The following is a 22,377-nucleotide window of genomic DNA, read 5'->3' on the forward strand; positions in this document are numbered from 1 at the left end:
GACTTTTACGCACTTCTTTTGCGATAATTCAAGACCGCCAATCCATTAAACAAAATGGCAAAACCGACCATGGCAAAAAAGTCAGGTAGCAGGTCGGAGAAAGTACTTCCTTTGATGTAAACAGCCCGAATGACTTTGATGAAGTACGCGGGCGGGTTAGCTTTGGTCAGCCACTGCGCCCAGTCGGGCATACTTTCGATGGGCGTGTACAGGCCTCCCAACAAAATGAACACCATCATGCAGAAAAAAGCGAAAAGGGTGGCCTGTTGTTGGGTATCGGCAAAGGTGCTGATGAGCAGGCCAATTCCCAAAACTCCCAATAAATACACCGCCGAAAAAGCATAAACGGTCAGGTACGAGCCTACGGGCAAGATACTGAATACGACAAATGCAATCAGCATTCCGAGCGTGATGGAAACCATGCCCAATACCCAAAATGGAATCAGTTTCCCCAAAATAAACTCGTGTTTTTTGAGGGGCGTTACGTTGATTTGCTCAATGGTGCCCACTTCTTTTTCGGCCACGATGTTGAGCGCCGTCAGAAAAGCGCCCACCATTGTGACCAGAATTGCCATGATGCCCGGAACCATAAACAGGTGATAATCAAAGTGCTGGTTGAACCAATTGGCCGAAGTGATTTCAATTTGCGGAATTTCGTTAAACTTTGGCAATAGCATCCATTCTTCCCGAATTTCACGGTTAAAATCCCCAATCATTTGGGAGGCGTAGGCCGTACCCAAGCCCGCCCGAACGCCATTGACGGCGTCGGCGGCCAAATACAATTGACCTTTGTTTAACTTGATCAGGTCGCGCTCAAAATGGGGAGGGATGGTTAAAATCAAATCGGTTTTGCCATCGCCTACGGTTTGGGTGGCCTGCGCGTAAGATTGGGTGTATTCGACCAACTGAAAATAGCCCGAAGCCGTCAGCTTTTGGACCAACTTCCGAGCGTAAGGAGAATGGTCTTGGTCGACTACGCTGATGGAAATCTGTTTGATTTCGTAGTCGGCGGCCAACGGAATGACGATGAGTTGAATAATGGGCATCAACAAAATCATCCGCAGGATGGTCGGATTTCGGAAAATTTGCCGAAACTCTTTTTGCAGTAAAAAGAAAAGATTGTTCATGATGATAGTGGTTATGCCAGCCGAATTTTGAATTTACGAATGGCGATGCCCAGAAAAAAGACGGTCATGCCGACCAAAATCAAGGTTTGTTTGAGGACGTACGAGAAGCCCAGGCCTTTGACCATGATGGCCCGCACGATGCTGTAATACCATTTAGTCGGCACGATGTTGCTCATAATTCGCAGCGGTAAGGGCATGTTTTCTATGGGAAACATAAAACCGCTGAACACCAACGCGGGCATTAGGAAACCCACCAACGACAAAAACATGGCTGTTTGTTGCGAATCAACCACGGACGAAACCAGCAACCCCAACGAGAGCGTAGTGAGAATAAACAGCAGGCTTTCGGCCAATAACAAAAACAAGCTGCCGCGAATGGGCATATCCAACAGAAAAACCGCCAAGAGCAGAATGATGACAACGTCGATAAAACACAGCACCATGTAAGGAATGGCCTTGCTCAACACCACCAATAGCGGTCGCATGGGCGATACCAACAGAATTTCCATGGTGCCCATTTCTTTTTCTTTGACAATCGAAACCGAGGTCATCATGGCACCCAACAGCATCAAAATCAGGGTCATTACGCCTGGAACGAAGTTGTACGAACTTTTTAGTTGAGGGTTGTACAGCATTCGGGTTTCGGTCTCGATGCTGTATGGCAGTTTTTTGTTATTGCTAAGTTCGTTCAGGTAATCCCGAAAAATACTTGACGCGTAGTTGATGACGATGTTGGACGTGTTGGGGTCGGAGGCATCGCCGACAAGGCGTACCTGTACGTGATTGCTGTGGAGTAAGTCCTGCTGAAAATGTTGAGGAAAAATAACTACTAAGCGTACTTGCCCTTTTCGAAAAACTTGTTCAATCTCGGCCTCCGAATGTAGTTTTTGGTGCACACTGAAGTACTGGCTTTGGTCGATTCGGTCAATCAGCAGACGCGACGCATCGTCTTGGGCGTAATCAAGGATGGCCACGTTGGAGTTTTTGACTTCGCTCGAAAGTGCAAAACCAAACAGAATCATCATTACGACGGGTAATCCAAACAAAATCACCAAACTACGTTTATCGCGCAGTACGTGCCGGAATTCTTTTTGGATGAAGGCAAAAAAGGTTTTCATGTTGTTACGTCAGGTTTATTTTTTGTCATGCATTTCTTTGTCATGCTGGCAGACCGTGCGTTATTGTTATTGCATTTAAACGCGGTTTTAGGTCTTTTCAGGACGACAAAGGGCTTCCCTAATCTCCTCTCTTCGCGCCGCGCGCCAATTGAAGAAATACCCCGTCCATATTGGTGGCATTGAACTGTTTTTTGAGTCCTGCGGGGGTGTCCAATGCCGCAATGGCCCCGTCTACCATGATAGAAACGCGGTCGCAGTATTCGGCTTCGTCCATGTAGTGCGTTGTGACAAACACCGTGATACCGTCGTGGGCGGCTTCGTAAATCATGTCCCAAAACTGCCGACGGGTAATCGGGTCTACACCGCCCGTGGGTTCGTCGAGAAAGACAATTTTGGGGCGGTGAAGGATGGCGACGGAAAAAGATATTTTTTGTTTCCAGCCCAATGGCAAGGCACCCACCAGTTTATCGGCTTCGTTGTGCAGGCCCAGACGGTCGATGAGCACGTTGGTTTTGTCTTTCAATTCTTGACGCGAAAGACCGTAAATACCGCCGAAAAACTGAATGTTTTCGCGCACGGTCAGGTTTTCGTACAAGGAAAACTTTTGGCTCATGTAGCCGATTTGCTTTTTGATTTCTTCGTTTTGGCGATACACATCAAAACCCGCAACGGTGGCCTGCCCTGAGGTAGGAGAGAGCAGCCCGCACAAAATACGCATAGCGGTGGTTTTGCCGGCACCGTTGGCCCCCAGAAATCCAAAAATTTCGCCTGGCTGTACATCAAATGTAATGGCATCAACAGCCACAAAATCGCCGAATTTGCGGGTAAGTTGGTGGGTATAAATGACCGGTTGCGGCATAGGTTTTATTGGTTTTCGAGCATGAGTTTGATGAAAACATCCTCAATAGTGGGTTCGATTTTCCTGACTGTAATGTCCGAATGGCCCGTTTGAGTAAGATAGTCGATGAGGTAATTTTTGCCGTTTTCTGGGGTACGGAGCGTTACGTGTTGCTCTTCGCCGAAGGCAAAAGAACTTTCGATTTCGGCGGGTTTTCGTAGGTCGTGCATTAGCTGGTAACGGTTGTCGGCATTGACGGCGTACAGGTTTTGGGTATGGCGTCCGATGATTTTAGTCAGCGTGTCCAATTCCAAAATCTTCCCTTTCTGAATCAGGGCGATGCGGTCACAGCGACTGGCTTCGTCCATGTAAGGGGTGGATACCACAATCGTGATGCCCCGGGTTTTGAGGCGGTCGAGCATGTCCCAAAATTCTTTGCGGGATACGGGGTCAACGCCCGTGGTGGGCTCATCCAAAAACAGCACTTTGGGCTCGTGGATGAGGGCGCAACAAAGCGCCAATTTCTGCTTCATCCCGCCCGAAAGTTTGCCCGCCAAGCGTTTTTTGAACGGCTCAATCTGTACGTAAATGTCTTCAATCAAATGGTAGTTTTTCTCGACCGTTGTGTTGAAAACGGTGGCAAAAAACTGGAGATTTTCTTCAATACTCAAATCTTGGTACAACGAAAACTTCCCAGGCATGTAGCCCACGATGCGCCGGATTTTCCACAAATCGTTGACTACGTCCAGCCCTGCCACTTGGGCGTGGCCGCCGTCGGGGAGGAGGAGGGTGGTTAAAATCCGAAAAAGGGAGGTTTTTCCCGCACCGTCGGGGCCGATGAGGCCAAACAACTCGCCTGATTTTACGTCAAAACTGACGTTGTCAAGGGCCAAGACGCTGCCTTTATCGTACGTTTTTTTGATATTTTCTACGTGGACTGTTGCCATTTTAGTTATAATTTAACTTCCCCGTACATGCCGATTTTGAGGTAGCCGTCGTTTTTGACCTTGATTTTGGTCGCATAAACCAAGTTGGCGCGCTCGTCTTTGGTCTGGATGGTCTTGGGCGTAAATTCGGCCTTACTTGCAATCCACGTCACGGTTCCGCTTACTTCTTTGTAGGCATCTTTTCCGTTGTCCACAAATACTTTTACGGGTTGGTTCAGTTTGATTTTGGCGAGTTGGTCGCCCGTGATGTAGGCCCTCAGCGTGAGCGTCGAAAGATTGGCGATTTTATACAAAGCTTTTCCCGTAGTGGTCATTTCGTCGGCGGTGGCGTATTTGACCAACACCGTGCCATCAATCGGATTGGTGATGCTGCAACGTTGGAGTTGGTCGTCCATCTGAGCAATGCGCTCTTCCAGTGGTTTGCGCTCGCTCAGCACGCCACGATTTTGAATTGAAACCTGTTGTTGCTGTGATTTAATCTGTTGATTCAGCACGCTTACCTGACTTTCGGTGGCTTCGATTTGCTTTTTCAAGACGTCAATTTGTCCCTCGACATCGTCCAACTGTTTGGCCGGAACGGCTTCGGCTTTGACGAGATTTTCAATGCGTTTGCGCTCACGTTCCAGAATCCTTAATTGCTCACGTTGGGTGGCAATCTGGCGTTGTTGCAACACAAGTTGCTCACGGATAATCTGCGTTTGCGGTGTAGCGTCGTTGGTTTTTTGGCCTAATGCATCAATGCTGGCTTCAACTTGGGCTTTTTGGAGCGAGAGGTTTTTACAATCAACGCTCCCGATGACTTGACCCGCTTTCAGCTCGGTGCCTTCTTCCACCTCAAATCGGAGGATTTTTCCGACTGATTCGGACGAAATAATCACTTCGTCGGCTTCAAAAACGCCGCTGGCGTCAAATTCTTGGTTGTTGCCATTGCAAGCGGCCAAACCAATGAGAAGAAAAAGAGAGAGGTAAGTGTGATTCATAATGATAAGATTGTTTTTAGTTTCCTGCCGTCAGGCGCAGGTTATTTTGGGCTTGTAGTAGTTGGACTTCGTGCAATATTTGATTTTGGCGGGCGGTATCTTCGTTGTTTACTTCGGTCAGATAGTCGCTGGCGGTGATGATACCGTTGTCGAGTTGTGATTCAGAGGCTTTGCGAATGGTGCTTCGAATGTCGATGAGTTTGCGGTCGCTTTCGACCAGTGCCTGTAAGCGCTCCACTTCCCGGCGCTGATTGGCTAACCTAACCTGCGTAGCGAGCAAAAAACTTTCGCGTTGCCGTTCTATGCGTTGTTGGTTGGCCCTCAACTGCCTAATTTCCATCCCCTGACTTTTGGTGTACCAATGCGTGAGCGGGATTTGGAGTTGTACGCCCCCGATAAAATAGGTTTGGAAGTTTGTTGCCAAAAAGTTAAGCCCGGGCCGGCCGTACCCACCCGTGGCAAATGCCGAAAGTTTGGGGGCGTTTTTGGCCTTGATTACTTGCTCGTTGACGGTCAAGGTTTGCTTTTGGGCGTCAAACAACCGCAGTTCGGGACGAACAATTTCTGAATTTTGCGTCTCCGCGCGTGTTTCTACAAGTTGCGTATTCGTATCAATCGTCGTACCCGTCAACAATGAAAGTCCTTCCAAGGCAGCAATGCGTCGTTTTTGGGTTTCCAACAATTGCTGCTCAATTTCTAGCAATCGGGCTTCTAACGACAAAATATTGGAACGAATCGCGATGCCGTTTTGGACTGAGGCTTGGGTTTTGGTGAGTTTGGCCCGCAATTCTTTTTGGAGAATTTCGAAATTATGGAGCTGCCGTTCGGCAAAAAGCGCCCCAAAAAACAGATTGCTGACCTGTTCGCGAATCTGATAGAGGTCTACCGCTACCTTTTGTTGTTCGGCTTGTTGATTGGCCAAAGCCACTGATTTTTGTTTTTGGATTACGCCGCCGTCCCAGATGGTTTGGGTCACGTCAAGCGTCAATTTATACTGGTCTTTGGGCGGGGGCGAAATTTCGAAATTGGGTAATTTTATGGGTAAACTCGTAACGTCCGACTGCCAAGTGGCTTGCCCGTTGAGACGGGATTGGGGTACATAGCTGCTGCTTAAAATATTGATTTGTAGCTCGGTAGCCTCTTGAATCAAGCGCGTTTGAGCCGCTAGTGGGCTGTGCATTTCGGCTTGTCGGTAGCAATCTTCCAACGACAGGGGCGTTTGCGCATGGCCGATGTGATTTAAAACCAACAAAAGGCCCATGTATAAAATAAAACTTCGCATAACCTGAAAGTTTAACTATTTGGTTAAAAATGGGGTAAAAAAATTAGGGGGTTAAAATCAATGTTACATAGCGTTTCAATTCCTGAATGCGCTCTTCCATCAACTTGTCAAAAGTGGCATTATCGGCCTTGAACATGTCGAGTAAAATGGGTTTTGCCAAAAATGGAAAAATACACATCCCCATCAATGACATGATAAACTGGGCGGGATTTAGCTCCCTCACATTCCCTTTTTTGAATTCAACATAATAGCTTTGGGCTACTTGTCGGCTCAGTTCAATCGGCAATTTTTTTATAAATGCCGATTTGTCTTTGTTATTCACGGTATTGAGCACAAACAAAGGCAGGTACGGATTTTTGAGCAGCAAGCCCATGTACCCTTCAATAAAAATGTGAATTTTATCAACAAAAGGGATGTCTTGACTAAACTTTTCGCCCATTTGCGGAAAAAAACTCTGGATTTTTGCGTCAAATACTTTCTCAAACAACTTGTCTTTGGAACGAAAATAATAATGCAAAAGCGCTTTATTGATGCCAGCCACATCGGCGATGTCCTGCATACGTGAGCCGTCGTAGCCGTCACGCATAAAGACTTCTTCTGCGGCTTTTAAGATTTTCTCTTCGGTGGATAGTTCTATTTGTACCATATTTAACTTATAAGTTTAACCAAATGGTTAAATATGCCACAAAAGAATTAATTACATTGCTGATTTCCAAATAAAAAGGAAAAATAAATTCTTGGAAACAAAAAAGGAAGGTCTTTTAAAGCCTTCCTTTTGAATGTTTTTATTTCTTCAACGATTCCGAAATCTTCTCATAATCAGGCTTTCGGCGGAAGAAAACAAAGCCATTTTCTTCTTTGAGCAGTTCCAGATTTGGGTGGTTACGGAATTGTTCGGCACGGTCGAGGCGCGAAATCAGAAACGTAGGTTTATCTACGGGGCCGTTGAGCAGCCAGTCTTCGTTGCTTGCTTCGAGGCGCACGCCGGTGGGCTTTTTGAAGTAAAAAAACTGCGCATAACTCTTAAATCCAATGGGCCAAACGTACACATCCTGACCTCGTTTGGACTGGTAGAAATCAATGACGGTTCGCTGGGTATAGCCTTCAATTTTTGGGACAACTACGGCACCGTAAACAAATAACAAAAGCGCGGTGGCAAAAAGTAATATTCTGATTGCCAATAGTTTGCGGTTTTTCCATAGAATGGTTGAAAACACAATCGTTCCGAAATACAGTACGCCAAACAGCCACTCATGCCCTGCCCACTCTACGGGAGCTTGTAAATTGGCCACCACAAATACATCATCTATGTAGGGAGTGACCGCCGCCGAATACATTCCAATGAGCGGTACGGCGCTGAGCACTAGCGACAAGATAAACCCAATGATGAGCAATAAAACGGTCATCCAACGCGGCCACGTAATTTCATTTTTTAGCCAACGGTACAACCACAAAGCCGCCAAAAACGACAGCGGGAAATAGGTCATGGAGCTATAATGCACGATTTTGGTCGTGACAATAGAAAACACAATCATCACCACCCAAAACAAGCAAAGCATCATCAATGTAAAGGAAGAAAGCTTTTCAGAAGTTGTCACCTCCTCCTGCGGAGCCTTGCCTAATTTTTGGAGCAGAGGAGTGAAAATTCGACTCACATACGGCAAGCCAAGCACCGAAATAGGGAAGCAACCAATCAAAACCACCACAAAATGATAATAAAACGGTTGGCCGTGGTCGGCTTCGGAGGTAGCGCCGAGGCGATATAAATACTCCAGAAAAGCCACAAACGTAGCCCAGCCGCTTTCCCAAATAATGGCCAACATCCAGCCCGCCGTAAGCACGCCCGCAGTAATGGCATAGATGAGGATGTTTTTGAGGGGAAAGAACCCATCCAACGGTTTCAAACCGTCAGACGGATGTAGGTCAGACGAGCGATGCTGAAAATAACGGATGAGCCAAAATGCGCCCAGGGTTAACGTGGGCACGCCCACGCCCACGGGGCCTTTGGTCCATACCGCCAACCCCGCAAAAATCCCCGCCAGGAAAAAGCGCAGGCTACTCGACTGGGTTTCTTTTTTCAAAGGAGCGATGAGGTACAGCACGCTCAAAAACATGAAATAGTTGAATAATGGGTCGATGATGCCCGACTTAAAATACAAATGCGGCGTGACTGAACCCAGATAAGCCAAGGCCCACAAAAAGCCAAATCGGGCGTCAATCAGGCGCTTGCCCACAAAATAAAAGGTCAATAAGGTAATGATTCCGACGACGGCATTGGGAAAACGGGCGGCAAATTCGTTGACCCCAAACACTTTCATCGACAATGCCTGTATCCAGATAAACAAAGGCGGTTTTTCCCAAAAGGGTTGATAATCAATCTGTACGCGCAAATAATTGCCCGTGGCCAACATTTCCCGCGCTGATTCGGCAAAGTTGATTTCGTCCCAGTCAAATAAATGGACGTTGCCTAAATAAGGAACAAAGAAAACAAAAGCCAGCAGGGCAACGACCCAGGGTTTTTCGATTGAGATGAAAGATTGGTTTTTCAATGGTTAGTGAGTTTATCAGCCAATAAAATGGATTTTATGCGTATTGTATTGATATTCAGTATCTAAAGCGTAGATGTTAGTCTGAATCGGTGACTGTTTAAAACCAAGGTATAGGCCGTCAGGGTTCCCAATAATGACCCGACGTACACATCAATCAGAAAGTGTTGCATCAAATACATTCTGGAAAAACCGATGGTCGCGGCGGTTATCAAACATAAAAATTTCAAAAATGGAGATTTAATCCAAATCGCAATCAAGGCAAATAATGCAAATGCCGAGGTCGTATGGCCCGACGGAAAGCTGTTCCAATGACTTAATTCAACCCCTTCAACGGTGTGTAGATGCTGCATCATCCCCGAAAAATATTCTGCGGGGCGTGGCTCTTTTGGAAATCCGAAATTCTTAATCAATTGCGCAATAATGCCCGAAATAGCGTAGGAAGCCAAAACCAGAATCCCTTTAGGGCGCGACCGATACAGCATGAGCAGTCCTGCGCCAATCACAAAAGCCCCGTCGCCCAAATGGGTAATGTATTTGAAAAAGACGTCGGCCCAAGGATGATAGAAATGATTGACTTCTAAACTAATAATACCCTGACGATAAAGGAGTTGGTAGCTGCCAAGCCCCAGCAGAAAGAGACCGTACGGAAGGATAAAAGCCCAATTGATGCGCAGTAATTTAAGCAGATTCATGGGGCAAAGATAGCCTGTCTGAAAATAAAATCCCCATTTTTACGTTGTGTATCCGCTTACAACTTTTAGTTACTATGAAAAAAATATTCCTCTTTAGTCTATTGAGCGCGTTTTTGATGACCATCAACGCTACCGCCCAGAAAATGCTTCAGGAAGTCATTGTAGACTACGTGGTTTTTCGCCCCAATAATATGGTAAACAAGGTTTTGGCCAAAAATAAGCCGATTAAAGTATCGCTCCCCAAAGGCACAAAAACGGCTTTTTACCGGGTTACGGTCTATCAGAACGACAAAGTAAATACCTCCGATACTTTCTATAAAAGCCTGCGCGTGACCAATCCCGATACGTTGTCAAAAGAAAAATTTGATTTTACGCCTTACCTCGCCGAGCCCAACGGTGAAGTGGGGGTAGAGGTGTATTTCTTTGCCGACAAAAGCGCCGCTGGCCGATTTGATTCTGGCAAGGAAGCGGAGGCTTGTCAGAAAATCGACAGCACTAAAAGCGCCGTGGGAGTGCTAAGTACAAGCTGCGCAGGAGAAGAATTATACGTAGGAATTAAGAAAAAAGGCAAAGGTCCATTGGTGACGGTAAAAGTAGAAATCGTGGCTTTGGCCGACGTGGCCGAAGACCCCATCAACGACCGATACCCGTTTTCTATTCAAAACGAATTGAGCGGTGAAGTCTCTTATGAAGTAAGCGGCGACCGCACCAATTGGCAGGCATTTTTTCTGCCATCCAAAAAGAAAGCGGAGTTTAAATTGGCTGATAACCAAGTGTATATGCGCGTGAGTACCCTCGACAAAACCAGCGAAGAATACAAAATAGATTCTGGCAAAAACTACCGTCTCTACTGGAACAAAGACACCAACAAGGTTGATTTGGGAGAGATTCCTGCTAAAAAGTAGGAATCTCCCGTTGAATTTTACTTCAATAATTTTTCTTTAAAACCCGCCCCCAGCTGCTTCGACCAACGTTGTAGAATGGGCTCTTCGAGCTGTTTTTCGCGGTATTCGTCGGGGTTCATGATGGGGATTCCGTACACGATTGGATAATACCGCCGGCAGGTTTCGCAGGTGAGTAGCCCTTCAATGATGTTTTGGTCGGTGTCTTGCTTAATAATCGTGAGTTGGAGATCTTGCTTGTCAAACGGACAGCAGAGTTTATGGACGAGGGTTGGTTTCATAGGATGACGTTGAAAAATGAGTGTTGAATTGTTGGGTGGTTTCAAACGGATTGACTGACTTCATGATGGCCGAAATAAGGGCCACGCCATTGATGCCGCAGTCTTGCAGCGTAGCAATATTTTCTAAAGAGATTCCTCCCGCGACGAAAATGGGCATTTTAGTCAGCTTTCTGGCTTTCTGTACGGTTTCTTTAGCAACAATTTCGCAGGAATCAGCCGAGGACGAGGGGAATAAGGAACAAAAAGAAACGTAATCAAATTGGTGGTCATTGGCCCAATGTACCGTGGTCAAATCGTTCCCACAGGTGATTCCCTTCAAAAATGGGCGACCGATGAGGGTGTCAATCTCCTCAATTTCGGCGCATGGGTGGTCAAAATGAACCCCGTCCAAAGCGGTTTCTTTTACTAATTCCCAGTGATTATTTATTAAAACGGGCACTTCGGCCGTGTGGGCTAATGCCGTAATTTCTTGGATAAAAACAATTTTGTTGGTTTCCTCGGGCCAGTGGTCCCAGATTTGCACCGTGCTGATGCCCGCGTTGAGGGCTTGCGCCAATCGAGGCAAGGTAAATTCACTTTCCCAACTCGGGTCAATGACCAAATACACCCCGCCCGTTATTTCGTTACGTTTTTTCATGTAAGTCCTTGGGTTAAAGCATTGAAAAAAGCCGCCCAGTACGGGTCGGTTGCGGGTGGAATGATGCGAGAATACCCTGATTGGGTGCTTTGTCGAATCCCTTTTTCGGAGGTCGTAAATTTGCCAACGCAGGTTGCTGGAACCCCTTCTTCTGTTAGTTTTTGAATCAATTGGGCCGTTTTTTCGGGCTTTACGGCCATAATCATTGCGCCAGCTCCTACCGAATAAGCGGGGTCAATGGCAAAAAAGTCGCACACAGTTTTAACAACGTGGCCGATGGGCAATGAATTGGTTATTACTTCTGCACCGCACTCAGAAGCCATGGCTATTTCGTAGATAGCACCTAAGATGCCGCCTTCGGTTACGTCGTGCATAGCCATCACGCTCGGCCCTTCATTTTCGTTGAACGCCGCTGCAATCAGCCCTTCTTTCAGGCTGCTTGTTTGATAAAACAGTTCCGAAGCTTCCCGAAAAACAGCCACACCACATTCATTTTTGACGGTGTTGGGAAAACTACGCGCCAAAATAGAGGTGGCAATCAACGCGGCTTGTTTGGTCACGATGATGTCGTTATCGGGTTGCGCCCATTGGCTGCACAGCATTTTGCCTTTTTCGGCCACGGCAATCATCGTGCCGCCGCCCGCAATGGTTGAGTTGATGCCTTCAAACCGTCCCGTATGTCCGCCCGTGATGGCGACGCCGATTTGCTGACAAAAGCCATGGACGTGTTGCCAATACGTCTGAAAATCAGTCTCTGATACCTCCGTAGGAAGGTTCAGGACAAACTGCGCGTATTGCGGCGCTACGCCCGTAGTGGCCATGTCGTTGGCCATCAAATGCACCGACAACCATGCCGATTCTTCCAACCCAAGGCTCGGAATATAAGAAAGTGGGTCGCTGGTGAGGGCCATTTCGTACCCGTTGGGCAATGTAATGAGGGAAATATCGGTGCCGAAATGCGGGCCAATTTTCACCTCTTTGCGGGGGGCACCGCAGTAAGGGAAAATATGATTTTTAAAGGCCTCGTCCGTTATTTTCCCCGTATTTTTTTCATTCATAAAATACGTTGATAGTAGACTTGGAAAGTTTTAGTCAGTCAAGCGTATACTTTCCAAGTCTCGGTTTACAGAAGTTTTACGTATAACCCAAAAAAATCGCCGTACGGCACACTCCACTGCTGCACTGGAAACCACTTCGGCAGGCCAGTACAAGTCCATTCAATGCTATATTCGCGACCTTTTAATGCTTCGTCAATGACCGAAATGAGGTGATTGGGGGTGTAGAAAGTAGCGGTAACGTAAAAAGGGTTTTTGCCGAATGCCTGCTGAATACGACGACGTGCTACCTTTGGCGAATTGCGGTTCATCATTCCAAACACAATGCCGTGTTTGCCCACCCGCGCCGCTTCGCGAATCACCCGAACAGGGTCGCGGTAGTACTCAAAAGTGGTAATAAACGCCACGGCGTCGAAGGTGTGGTCTTTGAAGGGCATGAAGTGAGAGTCGGCCATGACCAAATCTCCTTTGAACAAATGCACGGCTTGGGACAACATAAAAGGAGAAATGTCGCCGCCAGAGGCCTCAATGCCGATTTGGTTCCACCACCGGGTAAAGCGTGTAGTGCCGCAGCCAAATTCTAAGAGGGTGTTGATGCGGGAGTCCTTTTTGACGAGTTGTTCAATGACTTTCTTTTGCCACACTTCAGCCCGTTTGTAAGGGCCTTCGTACCATTGTTCGTAGGTATCGGTAAATTCCCGATTAAAAAACCACTCCTTGCGGTTTTGCCAGTTGGTCAGGTCTTTTTTGACGATTTCAAAGCTCATAGTTGTAACAAAAAAAAGCCACATCTCCCCCAAAAAGGGGAAATGTGGCTATGGATGATATGAATGTTTTCAGTGTGACGCATTTCCTACGCCGGTCCTAACCGGTTCAGGTTCACGGGTGTAATCTCAGCCTCAAATGAAGCACCCCGATGCAACTATTTATTTATGCCGTAAATCTAAAGGATTAATTTGACAATCGCACGATTTGCCCTTTAGAGCCGATGGCCCAACAGGTATTGCCAGCGCAGGTCAGGGTGTGGAGACCGTTGGAGGCTCCCGTGAGCGCTTGCCAGGTTTTTCCGTTGTCTTTGGACCAACCGCTTCCCGCGGGGCCGACGGCGACCAACGTGCCGTTTTTTAATTTATAAACCGCTTCTTTGAGTCCATCGGGTGTTGTTGGGGTGCTTTTTTGCCACGTTTTGCCACCATCGTTGGTTAAGATTACGTTCTCAAAAGCTTGTTTTTCGGCTTTATAATCACCACCCACGGCGATGCCGTTTTTGGCGTTCCAAAAATGCAACCCAAAGATTCCTGACGATGCATTGGCTTTCATAGGCGTATCGGTTACTTGCCAAGTAACGCCTCGGTCGGTGGAGCGAAAAACGCGAGCGCGGTCAGCGCCCCCAGTGCCAACCCAAACATTTTTGGTGCCTTGCATTACCATCGTCGAATTGCTGGCGGCAAAAGAAGCTTCGTTGGGTAAATTGGCTGGCAGAGTAGCAGGGGAGAGGCGCTCCCAAGTTTTGCCGCCGTCGGTGGTTTTAAGAAGGTATAGATGGCCGTCGATGGGGTCGCCGAAGATGAGGCCGTTCTTTTTGTCCCAAAAGGCAATTCCGTCCAGAAAAACGCCTTTTTGGTCGGTTTGCCAGACTTGTGCCCACGTTTTGCCCCCGTCGTCGGTGCGATAAATACGCGCTTGCCCTTCTTCGGCCAAGCCTGCACTGACGGCCACGGCGGTTTTTTCGTCAAGGCCCTTAATGCCCCTAAAATCCAGTTTTTCTGCGCCTAGTACCTGTAAAACAGCCCAATTTTCACCACCAGTGGTGGTGCGCAGAACTGTTCCTTTGCTACCGCCCGCCCAGATGGTTTTTTCGTTAATGACCGAAATGGCCCTGAAATGCGCTTCTGTATGGCTGATTTGCGGAACCCATTGGGCCACGAGGAGCGTGGGCAGAAAAAAAGTTAAAAAAATAATGGTTCGTAAAAACATTTGAGTGTACAATTTGTCGTAAATAGTAAATGAAATATCGTAAAGTTGGGCTTGTCAGGGATTTAAAATAAATTTGAGTTTATCACGTTTTTCTACGTCAAAACCTTCTCAACAAATATGCAGAAATTAATTTCAAAAACACTTCTTTTTGCCATCGTTGCGTCATTGGCGGGGATGAATGCGTGTAAGCAAACCGACGTAAAAGCAGGGGATGAGTTGGTGAACGAATTTATTTCGGTCAACATGGATTATTGGTACTACTGGAAGGACAAAATTCCAGCGGGTGCTTTGGAAAATAACACATTGGCTCCCGAAACATTTTTTAATTCGTTGCTTTATACGTTTGATAAGACGGCTCGTCCAGATGGCGACCGCTTTTCTCGTTTTTTAGAAAATGCGGAAGAAACGGAATCTTCGTTGTCGGGTGAAAGCAAAACGACGGGGGCGCGATTGGCGTTGTATAACAGCAACAATACCATTGCGGCTTTTGTGATGTACGTATTTCCGGGCTCGCCAGCGGCAAAGGCGGGTATCAAGCGCGGGGATATTTTCAGTAAGATAACGGTAGATGGCCAGCTTGCCACGGTGGACAATTATGGGCCACTCTTGGCAGAAGGGACGAATTATGTGTACACGTTGGGTCGTTATGAAAACAAAGCCTTTGTGTCTGGCGACCAGACCAAAACGGTGGTGGCGCAACCTTTGCAGGAAGACCCGATGCTGTTGGATACGGTTTATACAAAAGGAACCAAAAAGATTGGGTATTTGGTGTATAATCGCTTTTATTCCAAACCCAACAACAGTGAACAGCCTTTGTACGACCAAAAAATGGCGACCATTTTCGGTAAATTCAAGGCGGCAGGCATCAACGAATTCATCCTTGATTTGCGCTATAATGGGGGCGGGTACACTTCTACGGCCCGTACGTTGGGTAGTTTTATCGCCAAAGGCGTAACGGATAAAACGGTTTTTTCGCGTGATGAATACAATGCAACCGTGACGCCTGAACTGGAAAAGAAGCAAGGAAAAGACTTTAATGTGAACTACTTCCAACCCAAAACTGAGAACATCGGTGGAAATGTACAGCGCGTGTACGTATTGGTGAGTAGTCGTACCGCTTCGGCGAGTGAGTTGGTTATCAATGCCTTAAAACCTTTTATGGATGTGTTTATTATTGGCGATGTTACGGTTGGCAAGAATGTGGGTTCTATTCTTATCAAAGACCCTAAAAATCGGTTCCCTCAAGGAATGATGCCGATTGTGATTAAGGTTTTCAATTCGGCAGGGCAATCCGACTATACGGCGGGCTTTACCCCGAATGTGGTGATTAAAGAAGATTTTTCTCAGCCTTTATATGCGTTTGGGGATTTACGCGAGCCACTTTTGTCGGAAGCCTATTATCAAATTACGGGCAATCGCAGTGCTCGCCGAGGAGTTTCAGAAACCCCCGATAGCGACCGCCTCAGAATTGCGCCTTCGTTGATTGAAACGGAAATGATTGTCGATAAACCTTTTTTGAAGTGAGTTGAAGCGCTAAGAAATTGGGAAAAGTAAAGGGGGTAAGAAGTTGAGTCTAAATCTCATCACTTCTTATCCCCTTTATTATTAATATCTAAATGCCTTCTTAGCTTTCTAACCCCTGCGGTGTTAAAACGACTTTGGTGGGATTGGGATTGACCATGTCGGATTCCACCAAACCATCGCGGAGACGGATGATGCGGTGGGCGTATTTGGCGATGTCGTCTTCGTGCGTTACCACTACGATGGTGTTCCCTTTAGAATGTAGTTGGTCAAACAAATCCATGATTTCGTAGGAGGTGCGGCTGTCTAAGTTTCCTGTGGGTTCATCGGCCAGCAAAATACTGGGGTCGTTGACCAATGCTCGGGCAACGGCGACGCGTTGGCGCTGCCCACCGGAGAGTTCGTTGGGGCGGTGGCCGGCGCGGTTTTCTAGTCCCACGTTTTTGAGGGCAAACATGGCTTTTTCGGTGCGCTGCGCTTTGGTGTATCCTGCATAAATCAGGGGCAGGGCCACGTTTTCGAGCGAGGTCATGCGGGGCAGGAGATTAAAGGTTTGAAACACAAATCCAATCTCTTTGTTTCGCACTTCAGCCAATTCATTTTCGCTCATATCACTTACGTCCTTACGGTTCAGGATGTATTTGCCTGAGGTGGGCGTGTCTAAGCAGCCGATGATGTTCATCAGGGTAGATTTTCCGGAGCCTGAAGGCCCCATAAAGGCCACATATTCACCTTTGTTGACCGAAATCGTTACGTCTTTGAGGGCATCTATCACTTCGCTACCCATGATGTAGCGTTTGGCAATGTGGGAGGTTTCGATGATTTTCATGACTGAATGATTTTCGCTAAAATAAACGTCCGTGCGTATTAATGGATGATAAAGGCGTGTTAGTTAAGTTTTTTCAAAATAGACAGTATGTCTTTGTTGTTGGCGTCGTTGGTTAATATTCTTTGAATAAAAACCTGAAACTCAGCTTGCAAAAGGGTTTGTTCAAAAACTCCGAGGTTGTTGGTAAAAATAACCATCTCGGTTTTATTCCCTTGTTTATCGGTGGCATATAGAGCATAATTAAGCACAAATGCCGTAGAGCCGCCTTTGGCCCCAAAATGGACAAACTTCTTTTTGTTGTCAGGATTCAACCGCATGGGCCATTCCATCAATGTATCCAAAACTGTTTGGGCACTTTTGCTAAAATAAGCCCGATTGTTTATTTTTTTCATCAATCCTGCGTATTCCCGAACGGTTGAGCCAGGAAGGCGGTCTGACCAAATGCGCTGCACAGGAAGCGGAACATTGGCCATGTTGAACTTTGCTTTGACCGTAGTATCCACTTTAAGCAATTCAAAGTACTTGTTGGTGCGCTGGAGGTACAGCGACAGGGGCATTTTTTTTAGTCCCGTGGCGGAGTGCTCGTCCGAACACACGTACAACGCTGACACAAACGGATACAATGGTTGATGCTTACCGAGGCCTAGTTTTGGGAGGTTGGCATTGATATTGTTCAACCCCAATTTCCACATCAAAAACTCAGTATTGGCATTACTACTGAATTGCATCATGCCTTTGGCAACCTCCATCAACGACGCGGTATTGTTGTCCGTTGAATTTTTTGTTTTCAGACTCTCTAACCAAGCACGGTGCGCACCACCGTCTGTGTCAGGGATATAGAACCGCGCTACCTCACTTAACGGAACCCGTTCTGTAAGGTTAATTTTTCCTTCGGCAGACTGTTGAGCAAACTCAACAGCAACGATGGTCTTGGCTGTGCTGGCTAACGGCATCAGGGTGTCTGACCGATGCCCAACCAATAATGAGTCATTGCGTACCCAAAAGACCGCGCACTTTTTAGGGTTTTTAAGCAAAAATTCAGCTACAAAATCCTCTTCATAACGCAAGTATTTAAAATAAAAGTAAGCAAACACACAACTGAATAATACAGCTAAGATCCCTAAGCCAGTGGCCAGTACTTTCCACATAAAGAGTGGGTTATTTAAATTTGAAAGCGTTTATAGGGCAAAATGAATGGGTAAAAGTACAATTTTCATTGAAAACTTTCACGTTCTTTTTCGATGAGTGCGCTTTGGGACTGATAGATTTTCAGAAATGATTGATAATCGGTAAATGAGGTAAGCGCAAACAGGTCGCGAAGGCCTTCTTCGGCGAAATCTGTTAGGCGTAAATGTAGGCATTGAAGAATATACGTTTTTACCAATTCGGGAGAGTCACGCCGAAACCTGAGGGCATTTAAAATGAATTGATATGCGGTTTTGGGTTGGTTTCGTTGATTGAAAAAAATGGTGGCTTTTTGCAAAATCGGTAAGCTGAACGGGTGCTTTCGGAGGGCCGTCACAAAGTCGGCTTCGGTGGTTAAATTTTTTGTCAAATTGGCGGCGGTGGCCTCTTCGGTTCGTTCTCTCAACAACCAGAATTGAAGTGTTTGGCGGGCCAAAGCTACTTTTTTGGAGGTGTCTGCCACGGTTTGGGCGGCTAGGATGTCGAAAGCCGCAATTTTATCGCGATTGTATTCTGCATAGGCAGATGCTACCTGCAACTCATTGTAAAAATTGCCGTTGTTTCCCGTATTGATTAATTTTCGGAATAGATTAGCAAGGGTAGTATCTTGCTCGTATTGATTGGTGTTGTACAGGTACGCAAAATTATTGACGCTTAAGGCCGAATCGCTCGCGAGGGCGAGTTGCGTTTTTTCAACCTTTGTTTTTTCGCCCACCAATTGGGCCAACGCAATGCGGTTGGCTTCGTGCGAAAGTGACGTTTTGATGCTTTGCAAAAGGTTGGTTTCCCGAAAATCAGCTTTTGTAAGTCCAAGGGCGGCTAAAGCATTGGCAGAATCGGCGGCGGCCAAGGCTTTTCCCCAAAATGCCAACAGGTTTGTTTCGGCCACGGCGGTATTGACCGCGTGCTGTCGGGCCAGTTCAAAATAATAATAGGCCGAATCTGCAATGGCAGTACGGGTGTAGAGATAACCCAAATTATTGTGCAGTTCGCCGCTTTGCGTAAAAGTTTGCAGACCTTTTCGTAGGTTAAAAACAGCATCAAAAAACAGATTTTCGTTCAATAACGCCTGACTCAGGCCAGCGTATGCTTGTGGTGTGGGGTCTTTGTGTAACGCTTGTTGAAAGTACGCCCCCGCGCTGAGGCGGTCGCCCTGACGCAACGCCAGCGAAGCCAGCGAAAACCCAGACTTATGATTTTGAAAATCCAAATCAAGCGCCAGCTGATAGTATTGCTCTGCAAGCAGGTATTCTTGGGTAGCGGTGTGCAAATCTCCCAAGGCGTTGTAATGCCCCGCACGGGCTTGGTCAATGCTGTGAAAACGATTGAGCGAAATGAGTAGAACAATGCCCATCACGCCAATCAGCCAAACTTGCGACTGCATAATACGCATGGGCTTGTACATGACTTTATAGACGGCCTTGCTCTGTTTGAACAAAGGCCAAAAATTGAGGCCGATATAGCCCACAAACACCGTCCCCATCGCCAGTTGTGAATAAATAACGGCGTCTTCAAAAACCTCAATCAGCGGATTGTTGTCGGTAAACAACACAAATGCCATGACGCCCGTGGTGACTAATCCTAGCCCAGCATACAGCCAAACGGCCACTTCCCGGAAAGGTATGGCGGTTTCGGTTCGTTTGGCAAGGCTCCAAATGCCCAGCACCAAACTGACGCAATACAGCACAAAAGGACTAAGATAGAGGAAGTTGGTTTCGGTCTGCCGCGTGATTTTGAGGTACAGTAGCAAAACACTAAAAAGATATAAGCCCGTGATAAACAGAAAGTTGGGCAAGCTGCTCTTTCCGAATCCCGTGCGTGGATGCGTAACGATGTACACAAAACCAGCGATGATTTCGATAGACAACCATCCGATAAAAACAACGGCGATTATCAATAACGGTACTAAAGAATAAGAGGTAATCGTGAGGGCGGTAAACGGTGTTTTGGAAAAAAAAGAAAAGAATACCGCCAGCGAAATTGTCAGCGCCGTAAAGATAAATATCCGGCGCTCAATCGTAATGTCGTCGCGGAAGGCGTGTAGATAGTAGCTGACGCCGCCGAGCAAAACCGCCGTAATGCCGAAGCCCAGAGCTTTTTCAGAACCGAAAAGTTGCAGTACCTCTAAATGCAAACCCGCCAAAAGGCCGATAAAAGCCATCATTGCCCCAATGTACCACCGACGAGTAAGCACCGTAACGGCACTCAAAAGCAACACCACGCCCGCAAGTACGATGCCCCAATAACTCCAAACCAACCAAGCGGGGAGGTCGGTCTGAACGGGTACAAATTGTTCTTTTAACAAATAGGCTTTGCCGGGGAGGAGAATTTGTGATTTTGTTGCTTGCCCTTTTATTGCCGAACTATCCTGTGTTGTATTTTCGGAAAGCGTCAGGCTGTCTAGCGGTACGGGCACCTCGTCCAATTCGCTCAAAACCTCCCAGCGGACGGTGTTTTCAAGGCCTCTGTAATGAAAAAATAACAATGCCGTTAGGCCCAGAGCGAGCAGACCAAGCGAGGTAATGTATAAAAAACGTTGACTGGGATTCCAGTTTTTCCAAAAAATAAGTGACGACATCAAAAGTATGTAAACAGAAAAATGATGAACAGAAAAATATAAAACACAAAAGTTAGGAGAGAATATACTTTTACTGAAAAGCAATTGATGAATGGAATGTTGCTATTCAAATGTATTTCTGCCGCCCATTCAAAAACGCTTTTGGCCATAAGTTATTTTTTTCATACGTTGGAAATCAAAAAGCGTTAGTCGGCGCAAGGTATAAAAGGAAGTCCAATAGGTTTTTAGAATGTTGACATAATTTTGCCTAAAAGGTGACAGTATCTTGGACGATGCTTCCGTTGTTGTATTAAGCGCCAATAGACGTCGCCCTCCTAAGATTGATTTTAACTACTAAAATTCATATCTTTAGATAGATTTTCTTTGAAACAACCTCGCACCATGAAATATCTGTTTCTACTGCTTCCTTACTTAACATGTGTTACCTGCTTTGGAAAAATTTATTTAAAAACAACCGGTTTTAAGAGCGATACATTAAAACAAGAGGCCACCATTCGATTTGAAGTTAAAAATGTAGCATCTGAGTATGTTGTTTTATACTACAGTTTCAATTCTATTATTCCTATGAATGATACTTTGGTAATTAAAGGTGGGGTTTGTGAGAAAAAATACCATTTATCCAAACCAGTGTATATGGATGTGAGCGGTCGAGGGTTTTATGGTAGAATTTATTTGGCACCGAGTTTCCAATCGACTGTGATTATCGATGGGAATAACCGAGTAAATAGGATTGTATCGTTTAAATCTGGTGGCGATGGAGCCCTTGCTAATGATTATTTAAATGAGATGAAAACGATCAGTACTTTGCCGAGATTAGCTACAATAGGCAAAATGCTTACAGAACAGCAGTACCTTGAAATGGTTGAAAGGCATTATTCTATTTTGGATTCGGTTTATATAACGTACCATAATCGTTATGATTTACAGGCAAATAGGGATGTTATAATGCAATCTTTTTTTGATACAGAAAAAATGGATTTACGTTTCAGGAAAGGAGGGACACTACTTAATTTTATGGAGGCTCGACGATACAGGGGAAACAAAGCGGAAGCGTTTTTTGCTCAATACATTCAGCCGTTGAACCTCCAAAAAGAAGAAATTAACCTGTTATCTAATGCCAGTATTCTTTTCTTTAAATCGTATTTGCCAACTTATTTTATGGTGCGTGTGAGGGAATCAAGTGATAGTACCATTTACCAAAAAATAGGGCACTACGCCTATATTTTAGATTATGTCACTAAAAACTATCAGGGACAAAAAAGAGCGTATTGCATCGCAGAAAACCTGTATTTTTTAGCAGACCAAGCAAGAAGTTATCCAGCACATTTCCCTCCCATAGACTCTTTGATGAAAGCCTATGATTCGTATCTGACAGATGAATGGCGGGAACTTATATGGAAAACATAAAACGTAGTTATGGCCCCTAATGCCATTCTGTATGCGGAGAAAGGATTTGTCAACAATCATAAAATGGTAACGGCTAATAACCGTGAAATTGCTTTAAAAGAGAAACTGACTCCAATCACTGTTGTAGATTTGTGGGCAAGTTGGTGTGGCAACTGCATTGAAGCCTTTCCCTATTTAGATAAATTGGAAGAGCATTATGCGAACGAAAAAAAAGTCTCTTTTCTCAGGATTTCACTGGACGACAAAGGTGATAATTGGAAAAGGAGTGTAGAAAGATTGCGTTTTGAACGCGATGACACGTATTGGATTTCTGGTGGGATGAAATCGGATTTTGCTCGAAAATTTGATGTAAATTTTTTGCCAAGGTATATTGTTCTGAACCAAGAAGGTAAAATTTTGAACTTGTTTGCACCGCATATTGGGGAAACTCAAAAGTTTATATCGTTGATTGATAGCTACTTGAAATGAATAA

General features: G+C 45.8%; 21 protein-coding genes and 1 riboswitch. Of the genes, 4 read left to right on the forward strand and 17 right to left on the reverse strand.

Translation table 11 applies throughout. From position 1 onward, the window contains the following. Positions 1-5: 5 nt before the first annotated feature. From DVG78_RS06985 to DVG78_RS07025, 9 genes are all read right to left on the reverse strand, one after another. On the reverse strand, positions 6-1,127 hold the full coding sequence (locus tag DVG78_RS06985; protein WP_114460391.1) for an ABC transporter permease: 1,122 nt from the start codon (positions 1,125-1,127) through the stop codon (positions 6-8). Between the two features lie 11 nt (positions 1,128-1,138). Continuing rightward, positions 1,139-2,245 (reverse strand): ABC transporter permease, encoded by a 1,107-nt coding sequence (locus DVG78_RS06990; protein ID WP_114460392.1) that lies wholly within the window; start codon positions 2,243-2,245, stop codon positions 1,139-1,141. Between the two features lie 118 nt (positions 2,246-2,363). Next, complete coding sequence (locus DVG78_RS06995) at positions 2,364-3,104, reverse strand: ABC transporter ATP-binding protein (protein WP_114460393.1); 741 nt, start codon at positions 3,102-3,104, stop codon at positions 2,364-2,366. Between the two features lie 5 nt (positions 3,105-3,109). Continuing rightward, entirely contained in the window at positions 3,110-4,030 is a 921-nt protein-coding gene (locus DVG78_RS07000; RefSeq protein WP_114460394.1) for an ABC transporter ATP-binding protein, read from the reverse strand. A gap of 5 nt (positions 4,031-4,035) precedes the next feature. After that, complete coding sequence (locus tag DVG78_RS07005; protein ID WP_114460395.1) at positions 4,036-5,010, reverse strand: HlyD family secretion protein; 975 nt, start codon at positions 5,008-5,010, stop codon at positions 4,036-4,038. Positions 5,011-5,026: 16 nt separating this feature from the next. Continuing rightward, positions 5,027-6,292, reverse strand: coding sequence for a TolC family protein (locus tag DVG78_RS07010; protein WP_114460396.1), 1,266 nt, complete (start codon positions 6,290-6,292; stop codon positions 5,027-5,029). A 43-nt stretch (positions 6,293-6,335) separates the two neighbouring features. After that, positions 6,336-6,938, reverse strand: a complete 603-nt coding sequence (locus DVG78_RS07015; RefSeq protein WP_114460397.1) for a TetR/AcrR family transcriptional regulator — start codon at positions 6,936-6,938, stop codon at positions 6,336-6,338. A 139-nt stretch (positions 6,939-7,077) separates the two neighbouring features. Continuing rightward, complete coding sequence (locus tag DVG78_RS07020) at positions 7,078-8,841, reverse strand: ArnT family glycosyltransferase (protein ID WP_114460398.1); 1,764 nt, start codon at positions 8,839-8,841, stop codon at positions 7,078-7,080. Positions 8,842-8,903: 62 nt separating this feature from the next. Then, positions 8,904-9,533 carry a phosphatase PAP2 family protein gene (locus tag DVG78_RS07025; protein ID WP_114460399.1) on the reverse strand — a complete coding sequence of 210 codons (630 nt, stop codon included), beginning with the start codon at positions 9,531-9,533 and terminating at the stop codon, positions 8,904-8,906. Positions 9,534-9,607: 74 nt separating this feature from the next. Here DVG78_RS07025 and DVG78_RS07030 point away from each other — a divergent pair, with 74 nt between their 5' ends. Beyond that, positions 9,608-10,438 (forward strand): hypothetical protein, encoded by an 831-nt coding sequence (locus DVG78_RS07030; protein ID WP_114460400.1) that lies wholly within the window; start codon positions 9,608-9,610, stop codon positions 10,436-10,438. 17 nt (positions 10,439-10,455) lie between these two features. Here DVG78_RS07030 and DVG78_RS07035 read toward each other — a convergent pair whose 3' ends face one another. From DVG78_RS07035 to DVG78_RS07055, 5 genes are all read right to left on the reverse strand, one after another. Continuing rightward, positions 10,456-10,716: a Trm112 family protein gene (locus DVG78_RS07035; RefSeq protein ID WP_114460401.1), complete on the reverse strand. Its 261-nt coding sequence runs from the start codon at positions 10,714-10,716 to the stop codon at positions 10,456-10,458. Continuing rightward, positions 10,694-11,353 carry a thiamine phosphate synthase gene (locus DVG78_RS07040; RefSeq protein WP_114460402.1) on the reverse strand — a complete coding sequence of 220 codons (660 nt, stop codon included), beginning with the start codon at positions 11,351-11,353 and terminating at the stop codon, positions 10,694-10,696. The genes DVG78_RS07035 and DVG78_RS07040 overlap by 23 nt, the downstream gene beginning before the upstream one ends. Further along, positions 11,350-12,411 (reverse strand): AIR synthase family protein, encoded by a 1,062-nt coding sequence (locus DVG78_RS07045; protein ID WP_114460403.1) that lies wholly within the window; start codon positions 12,409-12,411, stop codon positions 11,350-11,352. The genes DVG78_RS07040 and DVG78_RS07045 overlap by 4 nt, the downstream gene beginning before the upstream one ends. A 65-nt stretch (positions 12,412-12,476) precedes the next feature. Further along, positions 12,477-13,175, reverse strand: coding sequence for a class I SAM-dependent methyltransferase (locus tag DVG78_RS07050; protein ID WP_114460615.1), 699 nt, complete (start codon positions 13,173-13,175; stop codon positions 12,477-12,479). Between the two features lie 66 nt (positions 13,176-13,241). Beyond that, positions 13,242-13,334, reverse strand: a riboswitch (TPP riboswitch). A gap of 25 nt (positions 13,335-13,359) precedes the next feature. Continuing rightward, positions 13,360-14,385 carry a WD40/YVTN/BNR-like repeat-containing protein gene (locus tag DVG78_RS07055; protein WP_114460404.1) on the reverse strand — a complete coding sequence of 342 codons (1,026 nt, stop codon included), beginning with the start codon at positions 14,383-14,385 and terminating at the stop codon, positions 13,360-13,362. A gap of 117 nt (positions 14,386-14,502) precedes the next feature. On the opposite strand from DVG78_RS07055, the gene DVG78_RS07060 reads away from it, so the two are divergent. After that, the gene (locus tag DVG78_RS07060; protein WP_114460405.1) at positions 14,503-15,909 is read left to right on the forward strand and encodes a S41 family peptidase; all 1,407 of its coding nucleotides are present in this window, start codon (positions 14,503-14,505) and stop codon (positions 15,907-15,909) included. A 100-nt stretch (positions 15,910-16,009) separates the two neighbouring features. On the opposite strand, the gene DVG78_RS07065 is transcribed toward DVG78_RS07060, so the two are convergent. The 3 genes from DVG78_RS07065 to DVG78_RS07075 all read right to left on the reverse strand — a co-directional run bounded on the left by DVG78_RS07065 (position 16,010) and on the right by DVG78_RS07075 (position 20,498). Next, a complete protein-coding gene (locus DVG78_RS07065; protein ID WP_114460406.1) occupies positions 16,010-16,735 on the reverse strand; it encodes an ABC transporter ATP-binding protein in 726 nt (241 codons plus the stop codon). A gap of 59 nt (positions 16,736-16,794) precedes the next feature. Then, entirely contained in the window at positions 16,795-17,883 is a 1,089-nt protein-coding gene (locus DVG78_RS07070) for a serine hydrolase (RefSeq protein WP_114460407.1), read from the reverse strand. A 65-nt stretch (positions 17,884-17,948) separates the two neighbouring features. Beyond that, on the reverse strand, positions 17,949-20,498 hold the full coding sequence (locus DVG78_RS07075) for a tetratricopeptide repeat protein (protein ID WP_114460408.1): 2,550 nt from the start codon (positions 20,496-20,498) through the stop codon (positions 17,949-17,951). A 381-nt stretch (positions 20,499-20,879) separates the two neighbouring features. Here DVG78_RS07075 and DVG78_RS07080 point away from each other — a divergent pair, with 381 nt between their 5' ends. Both DVG78_RS07080 and DVG78_RS07085 read left to right on the forward strand, forming a co-directional pair. After that, positions 20,880-21,905, forward strand: coding sequence for a hypothetical protein (locus DVG78_RS07080; RefSeq protein WP_114460409.1), 1,026 nt, complete (start codon positions 20,880-20,882; stop codon positions 21,903-21,905). Between the two features lie 9 nt (positions 21,906-21,914). After that, positions 21,915-22,373, forward strand: coding sequence for a TlpA family protein disulfide reductase (locus tag DVG78_RS07085; protein ID WP_114460410.1), 459 nt, complete (start codon positions 21,915-21,917; stop codon positions 22,371-22,373). Positions 22,374-22,377: the final 4 nt, after the last annotated feature.

Origin of the sequence: Runella aurantiaca, assembly GCF_003339505.1 — a bacterium.
Classification (GTDB): Bacteria; Bacteroidota; Bacteroidia; order Cytophagales; family Spirosomataceae; genus Runella; species Runella aurantiaca.